General features: G+C 70.2%; 25 protein-coding genes. 16 read left to right on the plus strand and 9 right to left on the minus strand.

Annotated features, from left to right (window positions below; translation table 11 throughout):
- The first annotated feature begins 48 nt into the window (after positions 1–48).
- Together LZ686_RS12535 and LZ686_RS12540 are read left to right on the plus strand one after the other, a co-directional pair.
- Positions 49–1425, plus strand: coding sequence for a cryptochrome/photolyase family protein (locus tag LZ686_RS12535; protein WP_349548020.1), 1377 nt, complete (start codon positions 49–51; stop codon positions 1423–1425).
- Positions 1422–2090 (plus strand): SDR family NAD(P)-dependent oxidoreductase, encoded by a 669-nt coding sequence (locus LZ686_RS12540; protein ID WP_349548021.1) that lies wholly within the window; start codon positions 1422–1424, stop codon positions 2088–2090. The genes LZ686_RS12535 and LZ686_RS12540 overlap by 4 nt, the downstream gene beginning before the upstream one ends.
- Here the strand turns inward: LZ686_RS12540 and LZ686_RS12545 are convergent, their stop codons facing one another.
- Positions 2091–2627 carry a glutathione peroxidase gene (locus LZ686_RS12545; RefSeq protein WP_046001215.1) on the minus strand — a complete coding sequence of 179 codons (537 nt, stop codon included), beginning with the start codon at positions 2625–2627 and terminating at the stop codon, positions 2091–2093.
- A 27-nt stretch (positions 2628–2654) separates the two neighbouring features.
- Positions 2655–3461, minus strand: coding sequence for a TspO-related membrane protein (locus LZ686_RS12550; RefSeq protein ID WP_349548022.1), 807 nt, complete (start codon positions 3459–3461; stop codon positions 2655–2657).
- Positions 3462–3521: 60 nt separating this feature from the next.
- Between LZ686_RS12550 and LZ686_RS12555 the strand changes: the two genes are divergently transcribed.
- Positions 3522–4544: a LacI family DNA-binding transcriptional regulator gene (locus tag LZ686_RS12555; RefSeq protein WP_349548130.1), complete on the plus strand. Its 1023-nt coding sequence runs from the start codon at positions 3522–3524 to the stop codon at positions 4542–4544.
- On the opposite strand, the gene LZ686_RS12560 is transcribed toward LZ686_RS12555, so the two are convergent.
- Positions 4541–5398: a hypothetical protein gene (locus LZ686_RS12560; protein WP_349548023.1), complete on the minus strand. Its 858-nt coding sequence runs from the start codon at positions 5396–5398 to the stop codon at positions 4541–4543. The two genes, LZ686_RS12555 and LZ686_RS12560, sit on opposite strands and share 4 nt — an antisense overlap.
- Positions 5385–5993 (minus strand): molybdenum cofactor guanylyltransferase MobA, encoded by a 609-nt coding sequence (gene mobA, locus LZ686_RS12565; RefSeq protein ID WP_349548024.1) that lies wholly within the window; start codon positions 5991–5993, stop codon positions 5385–5387. The genes LZ686_RS12560 and mobA overlap by 14 nt, the downstream gene beginning before the upstream one ends.
- A gap of 158 nt (positions 5994–6151) precedes the next feature.
- Here mobA and exbB point away from each other — a divergent pair, with 158 nt between their 5' ends.
- Genes exbB through LZ686_RS12580 form a run of 3 tightly spaced genes read left to right on the plus strand, consistent with a single transcriptional unit; the run spans position 6152 to position 8556 of the window.
- Positions 6152–7195, plus strand: a complete 1044-nt coding sequence (gene exbB, locus LZ686_RS12570; RefSeq protein WP_349548025.1) for a tonB-system energizer ExbB — start codon at positions 6152–6154, stop codon at positions 7193–7195.
- Positions 7196–7198: 3 nt separating this feature from the next.
- Positions 7199–7660 (plus strand): TonB system transport protein ExbD, encoded by a 462-nt coding sequence (gene exbD / locus LZ686_RS12575; RefSeq protein ID WP_127897366.1) that lies wholly within the window; start codon positions 7199–7201, stop codon positions 7658–7660.
- Complete coding sequence (locus tag LZ686_RS12580; protein WP_349548026.1) at positions 7657–8556, plus strand: energy transducer TonB family protein; 900 nt, start codon at positions 7657–7659, stop codon at positions 8554–8556. The genes exbD and LZ686_RS12580 overlap by 4 nt, the downstream gene beginning before the upstream one ends.
- A 170-nt stretch (positions 8557–8726) precedes the next feature.
- Here LZ686_RS12580 and LZ686_RS12585 read toward each other — a convergent pair whose 3' ends face one another.
- From LZ686_RS12585 to LZ686_RS12600, 4 genes are read right to left on the minus strand one after another with little or no spacing between them, the layout of a single operon-like run.
- Positions 8727–9485: an iron ABC transporter ATP-binding protein gene (locus tag LZ686_RS12585; protein ID WP_349548027.1), complete on the minus strand. Its 759-nt coding sequence runs from the start codon at positions 9483–9485 to the stop codon at positions 8727–8729.
- The gene (locus LZ686_RS12590) at positions 9482–10438 is read right to left on the minus strand and encodes an iron chelate uptake ABC transporter family permease subunit (protein WP_347917426.1); all 957 of its coding nucleotides are present in this window, start codon (positions 10436–10438) and stop codon (positions 9482–9484) included. Before LZ686_RS12590 ends, LZ686_RS12585 begins: the two co-directional genes overlap by 4 nt.
- Positions 10431–11399, minus strand: coding sequence for an ABC transporter permease (locus LZ686_RS12595; RefSeq protein ID WP_349548028.1), 969 nt, complete (start codon positions 11397–11399; stop codon positions 10431–10433). Before LZ686_RS12595 ends, LZ686_RS12590 begins: the two co-directional genes overlap by 8 nt.
- Positions 11399–12298 (minus strand): siderophore ABC transporter substrate-binding protein, encoded by a 900-nt coding sequence (locus LZ686_RS12600; protein ID WP_349548029.1) that lies wholly within the window; start codon positions 12296–12298, stop codon positions 11399–11401. Before LZ686_RS12600 ends, LZ686_RS12595 begins: the two co-directional genes overlap by 1 nt.
- Positions 12299–12479: 181 nt before the next feature.
- On the opposite strand from LZ686_RS12600, the gene LZ686_RS12605 reads away from it, so the two are divergent.
- From LZ686_RS12605 to LZ686_RS12645, 9 genes are all read left to right on the plus strand, one after another.
- A complete protein-coding gene (locus LZ686_RS12605) occupies positions 12480–12767 on the plus strand; it encodes a DUF2218 domain-containing protein (protein ID WP_349548030.1) in 288 nt (95 codons plus the stop codon).
- A 109-nt stretch (positions 12768–12876) separates the two neighbouring features.
- Positions 12877–13491: a ribonuclease D gene (locus LZ686_RS12610; protein WP_127897359.1), complete on the plus strand. Its 615-nt coding sequence runs from the start codon at positions 12877–12879 to the stop codon at positions 13489–13491.
- A gap of 39 nt (positions 13492–13530) precedes the next feature.
- Complete coding sequence (locus LZ686_RS12615; RefSeq protein ID WP_304615118.1) at positions 13531–14475, plus strand: KpsF/GutQ family sugar-phosphate isomerase; 945 nt, start codon at positions 13531–13533, stop codon at positions 14473–14475.
- A 2-nt stretch (positions 14476–14477) separates the two neighbouring features.
- Positions 14478–15086, plus strand: a complete 609-nt coding sequence (locus LZ686_RS12620) for a hypothetical protein (protein WP_349548031.1) — start codon at positions 14478–14480, stop codon at positions 15084–15086.
- 40 nt (positions 15087–15126) lie between these two features.
- On the plus strand, positions 15127–15606 hold the full coding sequence (lptA, locus tag LZ686_RS12625; protein WP_349548032.1) for a lipopolysaccharide transport periplasmic protein LptA: 480 nt from the start codon (positions 15127–15129) through the stop codon (positions 15604–15606).
- On the plus strand, positions 15606–16340 hold the full coding sequence (lptB, locus tag LZ686_RS12630) for an LPS export ABC transporter ATP-binding protein (RefSeq protein ID WP_127897355.1): 735 nt from the start codon (positions 15606–15608) through the stop codon (positions 16338–16340). The genes lptA and lptB overlap by 1 nt, the downstream gene beginning before the upstream one ends.
- 178 nt (positions 16341–16518) lie before the next feature.
- The gene (gene hpf, locus LZ686_RS12635) at positions 16519–17094 is read left to right on the plus strand and encodes a ribosome hibernation-promoting factor, HPF/YfiA family (RefSeq protein ID WP_045984022.1); all 576 of its coding nucleotides are present in this window, start codon (positions 16519–16521) and stop codon (positions 17092–17094) included.
- A 104-nt stretch (positions 17095–17198) separates the two neighbouring features.
- Positions 17199–17663: a PTS sugar transporter subunit IIA gene (locus LZ686_RS12640; RefSeq protein WP_046001228.1), complete on the plus strand. Its 465-nt coding sequence runs from the start codon at positions 17199–17201 to the stop codon at positions 17661–17663.
- An 82-nt stretch (positions 17664–17745) separates the two neighbouring features.
- Positions 17746–17934, plus strand: a complete 189-nt coding sequence (locus tag LZ686_RS12645) for a hypothetical protein (protein ID WP_349548033.1) — start codon at positions 17746–17748, stop codon at positions 17932–17934.
- A gap of 43 nt (positions 17935–17977) precedes the next feature.
- Here LZ686_RS12645 and LZ686_RS12650 read toward each other — a convergent pair whose 3' ends face one another.
- Positions 17978–18844, minus strand: a complete 867-nt coding sequence (locus LZ686_RS12650; protein WP_369799449.1) for a branched-chain amino acid aminotransferase — start codon at positions 18842–18844, stop codon at positions 17978–17980.
- 156 nt (positions 18845–19000) lie between these two features.
- Between LZ686_RS12650 and LZ686_RS12655 the strand changes: the two genes are divergently transcribed.
- Positions 19001–19519, plus strand: coding sequence for a MarR family winged helix-turn-helix transcriptional regulator (locus LZ686_RS12655; RefSeq protein ID WP_046001230.1), 519 nt, complete (start codon positions 19001–19003; stop codon positions 19517–19519).
- Positions 19520–19521 lie beyond the last annotated feature (2 nt).

Raw genomic sequence — 19521 nt, forward strand, 5'->3', positions numbered from 1 at the left:
CCATATCGCCGCTGGCGCGTGATCATCCGGGCATCAAGGGAGAATGCGATGACGGTCATCTGTTGGTTCAGGCGGGTTCTGCGGCTGGACGACCACCCGGCGCTGGTCGCGGCCGCCGCCGCGGGGGCGGTGATCCCGCTGGTGATCCTGGACCCGCGCGAGGCAAGCGACCGGCCCGCCAGCGCGCAGCGCCAAGCGATGGCGCTGGCGCCGCTGGACCGCGCGCTGCGCAAGATCGGCAGCCGGCTGATCGTGCGGCGGGGTGATCCGGCCAAGGTGCTGGAACAGGTCCTGCAGGAAACCGGGGCCGATGCGGTGCACACCACGGTGGGGTTTCCCTTCGCCTCAGACGACAGGCTGGCAGAGGTGGTCGAACGCGGCGGGGCGCGGCTGCATCTGCACGACCTGGCCGACCTGGTGCCGCGGGGGTCCGTGCTGACCGGGTCGGGCGGGGTCTACAAGGTCTTCTCTCCGTTCTGGAAGGCAGTGCGCCAAGTGGACATCGCGCCGCCCCTGGCGCCCCCGTCGCTGTCCGCACCCGATGCCTGGCCCGACAGCGACGGCACCGACTGGCCCGAGGCCCGCGCCGCGATGGACCGGGGCTGGGATGTCATGGCCGCCCATGTCCGCGCCGGAGAGGAGGAGGCCCATGCCCGGCTGGAGGAGTTCATGTCGGGCGACGTCGCAGGCTACAAGCAGGACCGCAACCATCCCTGGCGTCCCCAGGCCACGTCGGGCCTGTCCGATGCGCTGGCCGTCGGAGAGATCAGCGCCCGGCGCATCTGGTCGCGCTGCCGCGGAGAGTTCGAGCAGGGCATTCCGGGGATCGAGCCGTTCCTGTCCGAGGTCTGCTGGCGCGAGTTCGCGCGCGAGCTGATGTTCGAGACGCCCGATATGGACCGCAGCTGCTGGCGCAAGGAGTGGAACGACTTTCCCTGGCGCGCCGACAATGACGACGCCGAGGCCTGGCGGCGGGGCCGCACCGGCGTGCCCATCGTCGATGCCGGGATGAGAGAGCTGTACGTCACGGGGCGGATGCACAACCGCGTGCGGATGATCACCGCCAGCTATCTGACGAAACATCTGCTGACCGACTGGCGCGTGGGGCTTGCGTGGTTCGAACATTGCCTGGCCGATTGGGACGCTGCGTCGAACGCCATGAACTGGCAATGGGTGGCGGGCTGCGGGCCGGATGCCTCGCCCTATTTCCGGATCTTTAATCCGGAGACGCAGGCCGAGAAGTTCGACGGCAAGAGCCAGTACCAGGACCACTGGATGCGCCCCGACGCGCCCGGCGCGCGGGAATTCGCGGCGGCCATCCCGCGGGCCTGGGACCTGGACCTGACGAAACGCGCTATGCCGCGGATCTCGCTGGCCGAGGGCCGCGCCCGCGCCCTGACGGCCTATGAGGAGGTGAAATCGTGACGCGCGCGCTGATCCTGGGGGCGACGGGCGGCATCGGGCGGGCGCTGTCCGCGCGGCTGGAGGCGCAGGGGTCGCAGGTCACGGGCCTGTCGCGATCCGCCGACGGGATGGACCTGACGCGGCCCGACACGGTCGCGGATCACGCCGCGCGGCTGGCGGGGCAGTCCTTTGACCTGATCGTGAACACGACTGGCGCGCTGGTCATCGACGGGCACCAGCCGGAAAAGTCGCTGGACGCGGTCGATGCGGACGCCATGGCACGACAGTTCGCGCTGAACGCCACCGGGGTCGCGCTGGCGATCCAGGCCTTTGGTCCGCTGCTGGCGCGGGACAGGCGTGCGGTGTTCGCGTCGCTGTCGGCGCGCGTGGGCTCGATCGGCGATAACGATCTGGGCGGCTGGATCGGCTATCGCGCAGCCAAGGCGGCGCAGAACCAGATCATCCGCACCGCATCCATCGAATACCGCCGCCGGAACCGTCACGCGATCCTGGTTGCGCTGCATCCGGGCACGGTCCAGACGCCGCTGACCGCGAAATACGCCTCCCGCTATCCGACCATCACCCCCGACCGCAGCGCCGAGGCGTTGCTGGCGGTGATCGACGGGCTGACGACCGACGATACCGGCAGCTTCTGGGACTGGAAGGGCGCGCGGGTGCCGTGGTGATCAGGTCAGATAGGGCGACGCGGCGCCCATGATCTGACGCCCGCCCGGCTTGACGAACGACCCCCAGGTGCCCGCGATGCGGCCCTGCGGGTCCAGCAGCACCTTGTTGAAGTTCCACTGCGGCACGAACCCCGTCTGCGCCCGCGCCCAGGCATAGAACGGGTGCACGTCCCCCTTGGCCACGTGCAGGATGTCGGTCATCGGCAGGGTCAGCCCGTATTGCAGCTCGCAATATTCCTTGGCCTCGGCCCCGCTGGCCAGTTCTTGGTTGAAATCGTCCGACGGCACGGCCAGCACCACCAGACCGCGTGGGGCATAGGCATCGTGCAGCGCCTGCATGTCGGCCAGCTGGCCCGCAAAGCCGCACATCGACGCGGTGTTGACGACCAGGACCGGGCTGCCGCGCCACTGCGCGGTGTCATAGCTGCCCCCGTCGACGGACGGAAAGGTGAAATGCGGCACGTCCTCTGCCCGCGCGCGGGTCAGGCCCAGGGCGGGCAGGGCGGTGGCAAGGGACAGGAAAAGGCGGCGTCTCATGGGCTTTCTCCTTGGGTGCGGGTCAACTCATCGGGCGGTGGCAAGGCGACCCGCCAGCGCCGCGGCACCAAGGGTCGCGATCAGGATCACGGGCCAGTTTCCGGCGCCCCAATTGGCGACGACGATCCCGGCCAGCGCCCAGATCACCGCCGCGGAATAGGCCCATTCGCGCGGGCGCAGCGACTGGACCGCCAGCGCCAGCGCGCTGACGGCGACCAGGCACAGGATCGCGGCGGTCTGGGCCGACAGCCAGCCGTGACCGCCCAGCCAGATCCCCACCGACACGCCCGACGCCGCCGTCAACCAGCCCGCGTAAAGCGCGATGGGCCGCCCCTCCAGCCAGCGGTCGCGGCGACCGGCCCAGATCATCGCGACGATGGCACTGACCAGCATCGCGATGATCATCAGCGTGGCCAGCCCCGGCAGGCGCTGCGCCACCGGCAACCAGAAGAAACCGATGACCAGGCTGACCAGCAGCGGCGCCCGCAGCGGCAGCCAGCCCTCGTCGTCGGCACGGCGCCACAGGCCGAAGGCGGCGCCGGCGATCAGCCACAGATAGATCAGGCCCCAGATCGAGAAGGCCCAACCCGCAGGCTGGATCGGCGGGTCCGGCTGGGGAATCGGAAAGCGGTCGGGGTCGTAGCCCGCAAAGCCCGGGAACAGCAGCGGAGAGACGGCAAAGGCCACCGCCGCCAGCAGGACCAGAAGGGCAAGGGTGCGGTTCGGCATGGGCAGGGCTTTCTGCTGGGGCGCGGGGTGCAGGTTGGCGCGTTGTGCGCGTTTGTCAACGTGCAGGGTGGCGCGGCGGTTGCCATGGGCGCGCGTTCGCGCCATGGATAGGGCCCCCGCATCCCGGCGCGACACCGCGCCGCAGCCCGATGGCCCGTGCAGACGATGAAGCTCAAGGATTTCGCCAAGCTGGTGGGCATGTCCGCGACCACGGTCAGCCGTGCCCTGAACGGCCACCCCGAGGTGAACGAGGCGACCCGCGCCCGCCTTGTCGCCGCCGCCCGCCAGCACGGCTATCAGCCCAACGCCCATGCGCGCTTTCTGGCGATGGGCCATGCCAGCACCATCGGCTGCGTGATCCCCATCGGCGGCCGGAACGAGATCGTGAACCCGATCTATGCCGATTTCCTGGCCGGGGTCGGCGAGGAATGCGCCCGCCGCCGGTTCGAAATCAACCTGACCGTCGTCCCCGAGGAGGATCAGCCCGACGCCTATCGCGCGCTGTCGTCCAAAGGTCTGATCGGGGGCGTGATCGTGCAGTTCCCGCGCCATGACGACCCGCGCCCCGCGCTGCTGGATCGGATCGGACTGCCTTATGTCGTGCATGGGCGGGTGACCGGGCATGACGGTCCCTACAGCTGGGTGGACGTGAACAACCTGCGGGCCTTTGAACGCGGGACGGGGTTCCTGCTGCAGCTTGGTCATCTGCGCATCGCGCTGCTGAACGGGGACGAACGGCTGGATTTCGCGCGCCGCCGCCGCGACGGATACCTGCGCGCGCTGCGCGATGCGGGCCATGCGCCGCGGCCCGCGCTGATGACCACCGGAGAGATGACGGCCGCCTATGGCTATGCCCAGGCCCGCGCCCTGCTGGCGGGCTCCGAGGCGCCGACCGCGTTCCTGTGCGCGGCCACGATGATCGCAACCGGCGTGCGCCAGGCGATCGAGGAGCGGGGGCTGGTCCTGGGCCGCGACGTGTCGGTGCTGACCTTCGATGACGACCTGTCCTATTACGCGAACCGCGATGCGGTGCCGGTGTTCAGCGCCATGCGGTCGCCGGTGCGGGTGGCAGGGGCGCGCTGTGCGGCGCTGCTGATCGACCGGATCACCGGCGGACCCGGTGATCCGGTGCAGGAGCTGCTGGAGGCCGAACTGGTCGTCGGCCGGTCCACCGCGCCGCCGGCCTAGAGCATCGGCCCGTTGCCCGTCCGGGGCATCGCCGCGCGCAGGGCCGCGTCATGGCCGAACCCCAGGATCTGCCCTTCGGCCGCCAGATCGGTGATGCGGGGGTCGGGGGTCAGCATCGGCACCAGTGCGTCGCGGTCGTCCAGCGCGCGCAACGTGCGGGCCAGCAGCCCCACCTGCGCCGCATCCAGGCAGGGCCAGCCCGCAACATCCAGCCGCCCCAGCATCGAGGGATAGACCTCGGCCAGCACCAGTTCCGCGTCCTGCCATGGCTGGAACGGCCAGACCGCCGTGCCCGCCCGCTGGCGCAGGCGGTTCAGCCAGGGGATGCCCGTCAGGCTCTGCGCGCCGACCGCACCCGCGCCGGCCAGTTGAAAGGGCGATTTTGGGCGCGGGCCTCCGGGGGCCGGGGTTTCCGTCACGCGGTGCGGTTTCAGGTCGGGATGGGGCGGGGGCCTCAGCCGCGGCAGGTCCGGCGTGGGCAGCTGCCGCCCGTCCCCCCAGAAGACCGGCGCATCCAGCGCCCGGTTCAGCCCCGCCGCCACGTCACGATAGTTGCTGCAGTTGCGCGCGTCGTCGCTGTGCTGCGCGTCCAGGTGGTCCCACAGCGTCAGCGCGTCGGCCCGTCCGGTGATCTGGTGCGCCAGCCCCGACGGATGGCCAAAGGCGAAATCCGCCCCGATCAGCAGCCGCGTTCCCGGTTCGGCCAATTCCTGCAGCAGGTGGTGGGCCTGCATCCGGGTCGGCGGGTTGGCCAGCAGGCCGCGGTCGTCGCCGATCCAGATCGAATCGGCCCCTCGTGTCGGGCGTCCCGCCGCCGACCAGTCCAGGACCACGATCCGGTCAAAGCGCGGCAAGACGCGCCTCGGCCAGGGCCAGGTCGGCGGGGGTGTTGATGTTGGCAAAGACCGCGTCCGGCCAGACCGCACGCCCCGGCTGATGGCGTTCGGCAAAGCGGCGGACGCGGCGCTGGTCCGCGACCAGCGTCGCGGCCAGATCGTCGCGCAGCGCCACGGGCCACAGCCCGAAGGTCGGATGATCGCGCGGCCCCTGCGGATCGTCGCCCGCCGCCAGCGCAAGCCCCATGGGCCCCCGCGCCGCCCACAGCCGCGCCACTAGGTCTGATGGCAGAAATGGCGAATCGCCCGGCACGGTCAGCACATGCGCGGCCCCCAGGTCCTGCGCCCAATCCATCGCCACCAGCACCCCCGCCAACGGCCCGGGGCGGTCAGGCAGACTGTCGGGCAGCACGGGCAGACCGAACCGGGCAAAGCGCGCCGGATCGCCGTTGGCGTTCAGCGCCAGGGGCCCGGCCTGCGGGCGCAGGCGGTCCAGCACATGCGCCAGCATCGGCCGCCCGGCCAGCGCCATCAGGGGCTTGTCACCGCCGCCCATGCGGGTCGCGCGGCCTCCGGCAAGGATCAGGGCGGGGATGCGGGGGGGCGATGTCATGGCGCGACTGTGGCCTCGCCGCATCGGCGGCACAAGGCATCACCGCGTTTCCAATAGTTGACAGTTTTGCTTGGTGGGCCGATAACCCCCCGGACCGCCGCAGGCCCGACGCCCTTTCGCGCCCGCCTGCCCGACACCAACTGGATGCAAGGACCGCCATGACCCATCTGCCCAGACAGCCGCTTCGCGCGGGGCTTGCCGCATTTCTGGTCGCCGCGACGCTGGCCGGTGCAGGCCTGGCCCAGGACGTGCCGACGACCCAGGGCCAGCCAGAGGCTGCAGTTCCTGCCGCCCCGCAACCCGCCGCCGACGGGGCCGCACCGGCGGCTGCGCCCGACGCCGCGGCGCCTGCGGCCGTCCCCGACGCCGCGACCCCGGATGACGCTGCGGCGGGCGTGCAAGCCACGTCCCCCGCGCAGCCTGCCGCGCCGGGCCGGACCGCGACACCTGCTGACCCTGCCGATGCGGCGCAACCGGTGCCGGTCGTGGCCGAACGCGACCCCGGCCTGCCGCATGACCTGTCGCCGATGGGCATGTTCCTGGCTGCGGACTGGGTCGTGAAGGGGGTCATGATCGGGCTGGCGGTGGCGTCGGTCATCACCTGGACGATCCTTCTGGTGAAGCTGATCGAGCTGTGGGCCGCCTCGCGCCGGGTCACGTCGGCCACGCGGCGCATCCAGGCCGCGCCGTCCCTGCCGGACGCCCAAGCCGGGATCGGGCGCCGCCGCGATCCGGTGTCGCGCATGATCCGCTCTGCCGCCGAGGAATACCGCCGGTCCGAACCGGCCCTGGCGCAGGCGGGCGATCACGGCATCAAAGAGCGCGTCGCCTCCCAGCTGGACCGGATCGAGGTCGCAGCCGGTCGCCGCATGGCACGGGGCACGGGGGTGCTGGCCACCATCGGGTCGACCGCCCCCTTCGTGGGTCTGTTCGGCACCGTCTGGGGGATCATGAACAGCTTTATCGGCATTTCCGAATCGCAGACGACCAACCTGGCCGTCGTCGCGCCGGGCATCGCCGAGGCGCTGCTGGCCACCGCCATCGGCCTGGTCGCGGCGATCCCCGCCGTGGTGATCTACAACGTCTTTGCCCGCGCCGTCACCGGCTACCGGATGCGTCTGGGCCATGCCGCGGCGGGGGTCCAGCAGATGGTCAGCCGCGATCTGGACTTTCGCGGCCGCGGCCCTGCGGCGGGGGTCTAGGCCATGGCCGGAGGCATCCGCGACACCGATGACCTGGCCGACAACCACGAGATCAACGTCACGCCCTTCATCGACGTGATGCTGGTGCTGCTGATCATCTTCATGGTGGCCGCGCCCCTGGCGACCGTCGACGTGAACGTCGATCTGCCGGTGTCGAACGCGACCCAGGCCGAACGCCCCGAGCAGCCCGTCTATGTCAGCGTCAGGCCCGATCTGAGCCTGGCCGTGGGCGATGACAACGTGGCCCCCGGCGCTCTGGCCGCGGCCCTGACCGCGGCGACAGGCGGCGACCGCGAACAGCGCATCTTCCTGCGCGCAGACCGTGCGGTGGCCTATGGCGACCTGATGGGGGTGATGAACACGCTGCGCGACACCGGTTATCTGAAGATCGCCCTGGTGGGGCTGGACGCCGTGCAGGCCCCGCCCGAGGTCCCGGCCGTGCCTGCCGCGGGTGCCGCGCCATGAGCGGTCGCGCCCTGCGCATGCTGGGCGAAGGGGGGCTGTGGGCGGGTGCCTCGGTCCTGGTGCTGGCGGCGCATGTGGGGGCGGGGATCTGGATCATGGGGCGCGCGGATGCGGGCGCCCCGCCGGGCCTGCCCGATGCGGTCTTCGTCGACCTTGCCCCCGCCATGCCGCCCGCCGCCGACATGCCCCAGGGCGCGGAGGCTGCCGCCGGCTTGGACGCCCGTCCCGAAGTCGAGGCCGAGGAGGAGCCATTGCCTGAGGAGCCGCAGCCCGAACCCCAGGCCGAGCCCGAACCCCAAGCCGAGCCCGAACCCGATCAGGTGGTCGAACCCATCGACCCGGCGACGCTGGACCTACCCGATTTCCAGCAGTTCGCGCCCCCCGACATTCCGGTCCAGACGGCGCTGGCTCTGGACAGCTCGACCCGCCCGCAGCGGCGTCCCGAGCCGCAACCCGAACCCGAACCGCGCCGCGACCCGGAACCGGCGGCAGAGCGTCAGCCCGAACCGCAACGCCGGCAGGCGGCACAGGCCGCCGGGCAGCGCGGTCAGGCCGAGACCAGTCGCCCGGCGGGCAATGCCCAGGGCGGCGGGGCCTCACGGCAGGCTGCGGCCGATGCCGCATCGCTTTGGGGCGCGCAGGTCGGGGCCTGCATCCAGCGGCGCGCATCGCTGCCCCGGAACGTTCGTCAGGGGGGGCGGGTCAATCTGGCGCTGACGGTCTCGCGCAGCGGTGCCATCCAGGGTGTTGGCATCGCCGGATCGTCGGGAAGCCCGAATGTGGACCAGGCGGCGCTGACCGCCGCGCAGCGCGCAGGTCGCTGTCCCGCAGCCCCTGCAGCGCTGACCGATCCGATCTATTCGTTCACGCTGCCGATCCGTCTGGACGTCCGCTGACCGCAGGGTCGCGCAAGCCGCCCCCATCGAAGGGGCGTCTTGCGCCGGGGGCTGCGCCCCCGCGGTACGGTGCCGTGAGGATCGTCCCGTGCGATCCGTGGCCGGCGCGGGGGGTCCGGGGGGTGCAGCCCCCCGGGGCTCCGCCGGGCTGCAGGCCCGGCAACGGCGCGTCAGACGTGGTGCAGGACCAGCGGGCGGCCCTGATGCGCGCCGACGCGGATGGGCGCGTTGTAGAGGTCCGACAGCACCGCCTCGGTCAGCACCTCGGCTGGGGTGCCTTCGGCGACCACTCGGCCGTGCTTCATGGCGATCACGTGATCGGCCCAGGCCGCGGCATAATTGATCTCATGCACGACCATCGCCACGCTGCGCCCGCCCTGATCGACCAGCCCGCGCAGCCGGCCCATCAGGGCGCGGGCATGGGCCATGTCCAGGTTGTTCAGCGGCTCGTCCAGAAGCAGCCAGTCGGTATCCTGCGCCCAGGCCATCGCGATATGCGCGCGCTGCGCCTGCCCGCCCGACACCTCGTCCAGGAACCGGTCGGCCAGATCGGCCAGGGCAAAGGTCTTCAGCGCCAGCCAGACCAGCGCGTGATCCTGCGGACCCGGGCGCCCCTTGTGATGCGGCCAGCGGCCGAAGGCCACCAGCTCGGCCAGCCGCAACCGGCTGGCGATGGCGGTCTGCTGGCCCAGGATCGCCATGACGCGGGCCAGCCGGTCCGTCGGCGTCGCGGCCACGTCGTGCCCGGCCACGGTGATGCGGCCCTGCTGCAGCGGCTCCAACCGCCCGACCAGGCGCAGCAGCGTCGATTTCCCCGCCCCGTTTGGGCCGATCAGGGCCGTCAGCCGCCCCTTGGGCAGGGTGGTGGTGATGTCATGCAGGATCGGCGTGCCGCCGATCGCGTGGCTGACCCCTTCGATCTGGATCATCGGATGCGCCCCTTCAGCAGCAGATAGAGGAAAAACAGGCCGCCCGCGAATTCCACGACGACCGACAGCGTGGCGGCCTGGCCCAGCTGGCGTTCGAACAGCCACTGCCCCCCCACCAGCAGGATCGCCGCCGACAGCGCCGCTGCGGGCAGCAGCGCCGCGTGGCGCGCGGTCCGCATCAGTCCATGCGCCAGCCCCGCCACGATCAGCCCGAAGAAGGCCACCGGCCCGACCAGCGCGGTCGAGACCGCGACCAGCACCGCGACCAGCGCCAGCACGCCCAGCACCATGGCGCGATGCGCCAGCCCCAGGGACACCGCCGGATCGCGCCCAAGCGCCAGCACGTCCAGCCGCGCCGATAGCCGCCAGGCGACCAGAACCGCCGCCGCGGTAATCGCCGCCGCCCAAGGCAGCAGCGTGGCATCGACCCGGTTGAAGCTGGCAAAGCTGACCGACTGCACCACCGCGAATTCGTTGGGGTCCAGGATGCGGCCCAGAAACCCCGACAGCGAACGGAACAGCACGCCCAGGATCACCCCGGTCAGGATCATTCGTGGCAGGTCCCGCGCGCCGCGCAGCAGCAGCGTGCCGAACAGCAGGGCTGCCAGGGCGGTCATTACCGCGATCTCGGCCAGGAATTTCGGGCCCGCGGGCAGGCCGGTCAGGCCCGCGCCGCCCAAGGCCACGACCAGCGCCGTCTGCAGCAGCACGTAAAGCGCGTCGAACCCCATGATCGACGGCGTCAGCACCCGGTTCGCGGCGACGGTCTGGAACAGGATCGTGGCGACGCCGATAGCGGTGGCCACGGTGATCAGCGCCGCCAGCTTGGTCCCGCGCAGGCCCAGGATAAAGGCGCGGTTGCCGCCGCCGATGCCCTGCAGCATCCAGACCGCCGACAGCCCCGCCAGCAGCAGCGCCATCGCGCCCAGCATCAGCCCCGACCGCCTATCCATGGGCGGGCTTCGACCGCGGTGGCCTGCGATGCAGCAGCCACAGGAACAGGACCGCGCCCAGCACGCCCAGGATGGTGCCGGCGGGCACCTCGTAGGGGTGGATGACCAGCCGCCCGGCCAGATCGCAGGCCAGGACCAGCACCGCCCCGGCCAGCGCCACGACGGGCAGGGAGGCGCGCAGGTTGTCGCCCATGATCCGCGCCACCAGGTTCGGCACGACCAGGCCCACGAAGGGGATCATCCCCACCGTCGTGACCACCATCGCGGTCAGCACCGACACCACCGCCAGCCCAAGTCGCATCACCGCCGCCGTGGACAGGCCCAACCCCGTCGCCACCTGATCGCCCAGGCCAAGGATCGCGAAGCGGTCGGCCGAGAACCAGGCCAGCCCCGCCGCCACCCCCGCGATCCACAGCAGTTCATAGCGCCCCGAGATTACGCCCGAGAATTCGCCGCTGAACAGCCAAGTGCCGACATATTGCATCAGGTCGCTCTGCCAGCCCACGAAGGTCACGACCGAGCCCAGCACCCCCGACAGGACCAGCCCCGCGATGGGGACCAGCATCACCTCGCGCACGGGCAGGCGGCGGATCACGGCCAGAAACAGCGCGGTCGTGACCATGGCCGACAGGCTGGCCGCGACCATGCGCAGCCACAGGGGACTGGCGGGCCAGAGGATGGTGATGGCCAGAAGGCCAATCGCCGCGCCCTCGGCCGTGCCCGACGTGTCGGGGCCGACGAAGCGGTTGCGGACCAGCGCCTGGATCAGCACCCCCGCCACCGACAGGGCGGCCCCGGTCAGCACCACCGACAGCGTGCGCGGCAGGCGCGATTCCAGCAGGACCAGCAGGGCCTGCGGATCGCTGAACGCCTGCGTCACGCGGATGTCGGCAGCGCCGACCGTCAGGCTGGCCAGCATCAGCGCGACCAGCGCCGATGCCAGGGCGGGCAGGGGGCGCATCAGTCCGCGAAGGCCTGGGTCAGCTGATCCAGCACCGCCATGGTCGAGCCGTAGCCCCCGGCCGAGATATAGGTCGCCGCCGGGTCCAGCTGGATCACGTGATCCTGCTGCCAGGCGGTCGTGCCCGCCACCAGGTCCGAGCGCAGCGTCTCCATCGCGCCCTGGCCGTCCTCGCCGATGGCGGCGCCGCGGTCGACGACCAGCAGCCAGTCGGGATTGGCCTGGGCGATGAATTCATGGCTGATCGCCTGCCCGTGGGTGGCGTCGTCCAGCCCCGGCACGGCCTCCTCCAGCCCGGTGGCGTCGAAGATCCAGCCAAAGCGCGACCCGGCGCCATAGGCGGACATCTTGGGGCCGTTGGTCATCACGATCAGCGCGGTGCCCTGGCCATCGGCGGCGGCACGCAGGTCGGCCAGCCTGGCGTCCAGGGTGGCGGTCATTTCCTCGGCCTGGGCGGTCTTGGCGAACAGCGCGCCATAGGCGTCGATCCGGGCGCGGGTATCGGCCAAAAGATCCGGGCCGAAGGTCATGTCGATCGCCGGTGCCACCTGAGACACCGCCGCCAGCTGGGTCGAGGAGCGGCCGCCGACGATCACCAGGTCGGGCGCCAGCCCCGCCAGCGCCTCCAGATCGGGTTCGAACAGGGTGCCGACGGGGGTGGCGCCCGCCGCCGCATCGCGCAGGGCGGGGACCAGGATGTTGTCGATGCTGCCCGTGGGCGTCACGCCCAGGGCGGTGATCGTGTCCAGCGCGGCCATGTCATAGACCGCGACGCTGTCGGGGGTGTCCTGCAGGGTCACGGGCCCCTGGGCGGTATCGACGGTGACCTGGGCCAGGGCCGCGACCGGCGCGGTCATCAGGGCGGTGGCCAACAGGGCGGGCGATGCGATGCGGCGCATGGCGATCCTTTCGATCAAGGTTGCGCGTGGTGGCTGGATCCTGGCTGCACGCAGGGCGGGCTTAGCGCCGTCGTGCGCGCCGCGCAAGAATGTCAGGGTCTTTTTGTCGGAGTATCGCGGCGAATTGTTGACTCAATCACTTTGGCATCCTAGCTGCGGGGCATTCGCGAAAGGACATCCCATGCGCATGACTGCCGATTTCCCCACCGCCCGCGCCGCCGCGCTGACCGGCACGATGGCCAAGCATTTCGGTCACAAGATCCCGGTGACCCACGACGACCGCCAAGCTGTGCTGAGCTTTGAGATGGGACAGGCCCGGATCGAGGCGCGGGAGGCATCCCTGCACCTGGCGCTGGAGGCCCCGGACGCCGCGGCGCTGGAGCGTCTGCGCGCGGTGATCGAAAGCCACCTGATGCGGTTTGCGCATCGCGAGGAGCCCGCGCCCCCGGCCTGGACGCCCCCTGCCTGACCGGTCACGCGATTTTCGCTGGATTGGCGGGCCGGTTTCTGGTCGAAGGGGCGCCAAGCCGCGGGTCCGGGGACGGGCCGGGCGGCGCGCAATTCAGGCAGGACCGGCGATGAGCATCCATCTGTACCCGAACGACCTTCCCGACGATCTGGTGCTGGGCCCGGTCGTGGCTATCGACACCGAGACGATGGGCCTTGACCCGCGCCGTGACCGGCTGTGCCTGGTGCAGCTGTCGTCGGGCGACGGCGAGGCGCATCTGGTCCAGATAGACCGGGGCCAGACCGAGGCTCCGAACCTGACCAAGCTGCTGACCGACCCCAAGGTGGTCAAGCTGTTCCATTTCGGCCGTTTCGACATCGCCGCGCTGGAGAACGCGTTCGGGGTGGTCACCTCGCCCGTCTGGTGCACCAAGATCGCCTCGCGGCTGGTGCGAACCTTTACCGACCGGCACGGGCTGAAATACCTGCTGCAGGAGCTGGTGGGCGTCGATGTCAGCAAGCAGCAGCAGACCAGCGACTGGGGCGCGGCCGACCTGTCGGACGCGCAGCTGGAATATGCCGCGTCGGACGTATTGCACCTGCACAAGCTGAAGGATGCCCTGGAGGAGCGGCTGAAGCGCGAGAACAGGCTGGGCCTGGCGCAGGCCTGCTTTGACTTTCTGCCCGCGCGTGCCCATCTGGACCTGCTGGGCTGGGGCGAAGAGGGCGACATCTTTCGCCACTGAGCGGGCAACGGGTATTTGGACAAAGAAGAAGGGCAGGGCGTGGCGGATTACATCGAGACGGCGCGACGGGTGATCGGGGTCGAGATCGCAGGGCTGGAGGCCCTGTCGGCGGGTCTGGGCCACGAGTTCTCGCGCGCGGTCGAGATGATCCTGGCGGTGCGCGGCCGGGTGGTCGTGTCGGGCATGGGCAAATCGGGCCATGTGGGCCGCAAGATCGCGGCGACCTTCGCCTCCACCGGGACGCCCGCGCAGTTCGTGCACCCGGCCGAGGCCAGCCACGGCGATCTGGGCATGGTCACCGAATCCGACCTGGCGCTGGTTCTGTCCAACAGCGGCGAGACGCCCGAGCTGGCCGATCTGATCGCGCATACGCGGCGGTTCTCGATCCCGCTGATCGGGGTTGCGGCGCGGCCGCAATCGACGCTGATGCGGCAGGCAGACCTGGGGCTGGTGCTGCCCGCCGCCCAGGAGGCCTGCGGCAACGGGATCGTGCCCACGACGTCGACCACGATGACGCTGGCCTTGGGCGATGCGCTGGCCATCGCGCTGATGGAGCATCGCAGGTTCACGCCCGAACATTTCCGCACCTTTCATCCCGGCGGCAAGCTGGGCGCGCTGCTGGCGAAGGTGGGCGACCTGATGCACACCGACCTGCCGCTGGTCGGGCTTGATGCCCCCATGTCCGAGGCACTGCTGGTGATCAGCCAGAAGGGCTATGGCGTGACCGGGGTCGTGGACGGGGACGGTGCGCTGGCGGGGATCATCACCGACGGCGACCTGCGCCGCCACATGCAGGGCCTGCTGGACCTGGACGCGCGCGCCGTGATGACGCCCGCCCCGCGCACCATCGGGCCCGGCGCCCTGGCCGAGGCCGCCCTGGCGCAGATGCAGGAGCGCAAGATCACCTGCCTGTTCGCGGTCGAGGACGGGCGCCCCCGCGGCATCCTGCACATCCACGACTGCCTGCGTGCGGGGCTGGTCTGACCATGTCGCGGACCCGCATCGTTCGCTGGCTGCGCGTGCTGCTGCCGCTGGTGGCGCTGGCGATGTTGTCGACGATGTTCCTGTTCAGCCGGGGCTCTGACGTGGAATCGCGCATTCCCTATGCCGAGGTCGATGCTCAGGCCGCGGCGCGTGACAACCGCATCGTCGCGCCCGAATACAGCGGCGTGACCGGCGACGGGGCGCAGCTGACCCTGCGCGCGGCGCGGGTCACGCCGGGCGGGTCCGGCGGGGCGGCGGGGGACGTGGCGCTGGACTGGCTGCGCCCTGACGGGCTGCGTGCCGATCTGACCGCGCCGCAGGGCGGGTTGCTGGACGGGCTGGTGCGGCTGGAGGGCGGCGTGCGCATGACCACCAGCAGCGGCTGGCAGCTGGACACGCCGCAGATCGACGCGCGGACCGATACGTCGGTCCTTCAGGCCGACCGCGGGGTCGAGGCGCAGGCGCCCTTTGGCCGCATCACCGCGGGCCGCATGCGGCTGGCCCCTGCTGCGACCGATGCCGATGCCGGGGCCGCCGCCGGCGATTCGGCGGGCGACGGGGCCGCAGTCTTGAATTTCTCGGACGGCGTGCGTCTGATATACCAACCCTGACACCGGGCCGCTTTCCGCCCGAAGCCCTATCGAGGACCCGATGACCCTTCGCCCCCTGCTGATCGCGCTGGCGCTGGCCGCGCCGATGCCCGCCCTGGCGCAGACCACCTTCGGGGGGATGCAGGCCGACACCTCGGCCCCGGTCGAGGTGTCGGCCGACAATCTGGACGTCAACCAGGCCGACGGCACCGCGCTGTTCACCGGCAACGTGGTCATCGGCCAGGGAGAGATGCGCCTGTCGGCAGACCGCGTCGCCGTGCAGTACGCATCCGGCGACCAGCAGCGCATCGACAGCCTGACCGCGACCGGCAACGTGACCCTGGTGTCTGGGGAGGACGCGGCCGAGGCCGCCGAGGCGGTCTATGACGTCGCCGCGGGGTCGGTCCTGCTGACCGGGGACGTGCTGCTGACCCAGGGGGGCAACGTGCTGGCCGGAGAGCGCATGACGGTCGACCTGGCGACGGGCGCGGCGCAGGTCCAGGGTCGCGTGCGGTCCGTCCTGCAGCCGGGGTCCAACTGATGACCGACCGTTCCGGGCTGGACGTGCGCGGCCTGCGCAAGTCCTATCGCAACCGCCCCGTGATCCGCGACGTGTCCGTCAGCCTGCAGCGCGGAGAGGTCGTGGCGCTGCTGGGCCCGAACGGGTCGGGCAAGACGACGTGCTTCTACTGCATCGCGGGGCTGGTCACGGCCGATGCCGGACAGGTGCTGATCGACGGGCGCGACGTCACGCGCCTGCCGATGTTCCGCCGCGCGCGCATGGGCATCGGCTATCTGCCGCAGGAGATGTCGATCTTTCGCGGCCTGACGGTCGAGCAGAACATCATGGCGGTGCTGGAGGTGGCGGTCGACGACCCCCGCCACAGGCGCGACCGGCTGGAGGAGCTGCTGGCCGACTTCTCGATCACGCATCTGCGCGGGGCGCCGGCGCTGGCCCTGTCGGGCGGCGAACGCAGGCGGGCCGAGATCGCCCGCTGCCTGGCGTCCGATCCGGGCTTCCTGCTGCTGGACGAACCCTTTGCGGGCGTCGATCCAATCGCCGTGGGCGAGATCCGAACCCTGGTCCATGCGCTGAAGTCGCGCGGGATCGGCGTCCTGATCACCGATCACAACGTGCGCGAGACCCTGGGCATCGTCGACCGGGCCTATATCCTGCATGACGGGCATGTGCTGATGTCGGGCACGACCGACCAGATCGTGGCCGATCCGCGCGTGCGCGAGGTCTATCTGGGCGACAGCTTCTCGCTGTCCTGAGCGCGCGGAAATCCGATTCAGGGTCACGCCCCCGTGTGGGCCGTTGACAGTCGGCGCGCGCTGTCACCAAATTGAGATATGCGGGTGCGGAGATGCCGCCCCGTTCAACCCGTTCGCGCCCTTGCCGGCACCAGTGCGGGCAGGCGCCGCGACGACGGGCAACCGGAGAGGAGTGACGATGCGCTATACCATCAGCGGAAAACACATCGATGTGGGTGATGCCCTCAGCACGCATGTAAAGACCGAACTGGGCGCCACGATCGAGAAGTACTCTCAGCGTCCGACCGATGCGGCGGTGACCTTTTCCAAGGACGCGCATCAGTTCATGTGCGATTCGGTCGTGCACCTGTCCACCGGCCTGAACGTGGCCGCGCGCGGGACGGATACCGACATCTATGCCGCCTTCGAGGCCTGCCGCGAGAAGATGGACAAGCAGCTGCGCCGCTACAAGCGCCGCCTGAAGGACCACCACAAGGAACGGCCCGAACCGGTTGTCTTCGGCGAGGCAGGCAGCTATGTGCTGGCCGCCGACGAGGATGCGTGGGAATCGCAGGATGACAGCCTGCAGCCGATCATCATCGCCGAAATGCAAAGCCGCGTGCCCACCCTGTCGGTCGGCGATGCGGTGATGCAGATGGAACTGTCGGGCACCCCTCTGCTGGTGTTCCGCAACGAGAAACACGGCGGCGTCAATGTCGTCCACCGCCGCGACGACGGCAACGTCGGTTGGATCGATCCGCGCGGAAACGGCTGACCGCACGTCCGCGTCCAGACGACGCGGGACGACGGCCGCACTGGATGCCGCCCCCCTGACAGCCATGTCCGGGGGGCGGACAGCTTGGGAAAGACAAAGGCGCCATGCAACTTGCTGAAATCCTCCGGCCCGGGGCGGTCCGTTCCTTGGGACAGGTCACCTCGAAGAAGCGGCTGTTCCAGGAGCTGGCCGATCTGGCCCATGCGGAATACGGGCTGAACGCCTCCGAGGTGCTGGATGCGCTGCAGGAACGCGAAAGCCTGGGGCCGACCGGGGTGGGGCAGGGCGTGGCGCTGCCGCATGCGCGGCTGCACGGGCTGGACAAGGTCGCGGGGCTGTTCCTGCGGCTGGACAAGCCGTTGGATTTCGACGCGGTGGACCGCCAGCCGGTCGATCTGATCTTTGCGCTGCTGGCCCCCGAAAGCAGCGGCGTGGACCATCTCAAGGCGCTGGCGCTGGTGTCGCGCACGCTGCGCGATCAGGACCTGCGCGCCAAGCTGCGCGCCAATGACGACCCCGTCGCGCTGCACGCGGTCCTGTCGGCGGCACAGGGGATCAAGGCCGCCTGAGCCTGCATTTCGAACAACACTGTTCAAATCGGACCGGATCGGCCCTATAGTCCAGGGGGTGACACCCACGGGAGGGCTGACCATGACCAGACATCATGCCGACAAGCCGCGGATGCAGGGGGCGGCGCGCCTGCGCGAATTCCTGCGCCTTGACCGCGAGGGCGGGATGCACAGTGCCATCCGCGCCCTGCACGCGCGCCCCCATGCCCGGGCCGAGGACAGCCGCAAGGCCGCCGAATACGCCCGCATCGCGCGGGGTCACCTGCGGTGACCCCGAGGGGGACCGCCCGCAGGGGCGGTCCCGCATTCAGACCTCAGGCGCGGACCAAGGCCTCATAGCTTTCGGCCACGTCGCGGGTGATCTGGCCCACCTGGAAATGCCAGTCGCCGATCTGGCCCACGGGCGTCACCTCGGCTGCGGTGCCGGTCAGCCAGCATTCCTGGAACCCCTCCAGCTCGTCGGGCGTGATGCGGCGTTCGTGGACCGTATAGCCCTTGTCCTTCAGCATCTGCACGATGGTCTGACGGGTGATACCGTTCAGGAAGCGATCGGCCAGCGGCGTGTGGACCTCTCCGTCCTTGACGAAGAAGATGTTGGCGCCGGTCGCCTCGGCCACGTAACCCTCCCAGTCCATGAACAGTGCGTCCGAACAGCCCTTGGCCTCGGCCGCGTGCTTGGACATGGTGCAGATCATGTAGAGGCCCGCGGCCTTGGCGGCGGTGGGGATGGTCTCGGGGCTGGGGCGTTTCCACTTGGCCACGTCCAGTTTCGCGCCCTGCCATTTCGCGTCGCCATAATAGCTGCCCCATTCCCAGGCCGCGACGGCCATGCGGACCGGGTTGCGCGCCGCGGACACGCCCATGTCCAGGCCCGACCCGCGCCATGCGACGACGCGGACATAGGCGTTCTCGAAGCCGTTGGCCTTCAGCACGGCCTCCTTGGCGGCGTCGATCTCCTCGGCGGAATAGGGGATCGGCATGTCCAGCAGGCGGCCCGATTCGATCAGGCGCAGCGAATGTTCGTGGCCCTTGAAGATCTTGCCGTCATAGCACCGCTCACCCTCGAAGACCGAGCTGGCATAGTGCATCGCATGGGTCAGGATGTGTACCTTGGCGTCACGCCAGTCCACCAGATCCCCGTCCATCCAGATCTTGCCGTCGCGATCGTCGTAAGCCAGCATCATATGTCTCCATCCGCCGCCCGGTTTTTCGATTCTTGCGCCTGTCAGGGCGGATTTGGCATGTTTGTTACGCAAGATGCTTGACGGCTAGCAATCACGGATTAGAAAGTCAACAACGCTGCCATATCCGGGGCAGGTGACGAACAGAGGGTGCAGATGCAGGAAAAAGCGCGGATCCAGGCGATGATGGGCGAGGACCTGCTGTTCCTGACCGACGACCAGCTGCGCCGCGGGATCGAGGCGATGTTCTTTGCCTATCGCGCCTTCACCGCCGATCCGGACCTGATCCTGGCCGAGCTGGATTACGGCCGCGCCCATCACCGCGCGCTGCATTTCGTCAACCGCGATCCGGGGCTGACGGTCACCTCGCTGCTGGCGGTGCTGGGCGTGACCAAGCAGTCGCTGAACCGCGTGCTGCGCACCCTGATCGAGGACGGGCTGGTCGACAGCCGCATCGGCCGGCGCGACCGGCGCGAACGCCAGCTGCACCTGACGGCCAAGGGCACCGCCCTGGAACGCCGCCTGTCCGAGGCGCAGCGGGCACGGATGCGCGCCGCCTATCGCAATGCCGGGCCCCAGGCCGTGTCGGGGTTCCGCCAGGTTCTGGAAGCGATGATGGACCCCGAGACCCGGGCGCAGTATCAGGCGCTGAAGGATCTTCCCGAAGACCGCTGAGG

Source organism: Paracoccus sp. NFXS7 (genome assembly GCF_040148865.1).
Taxonomy (GTDB): Bacteria; Pseudomonadota; Alphaproteobacteria; order Rhodobacterales; family Rhodobacteraceae; genus Paracoccus; species Paracoccus marcusii.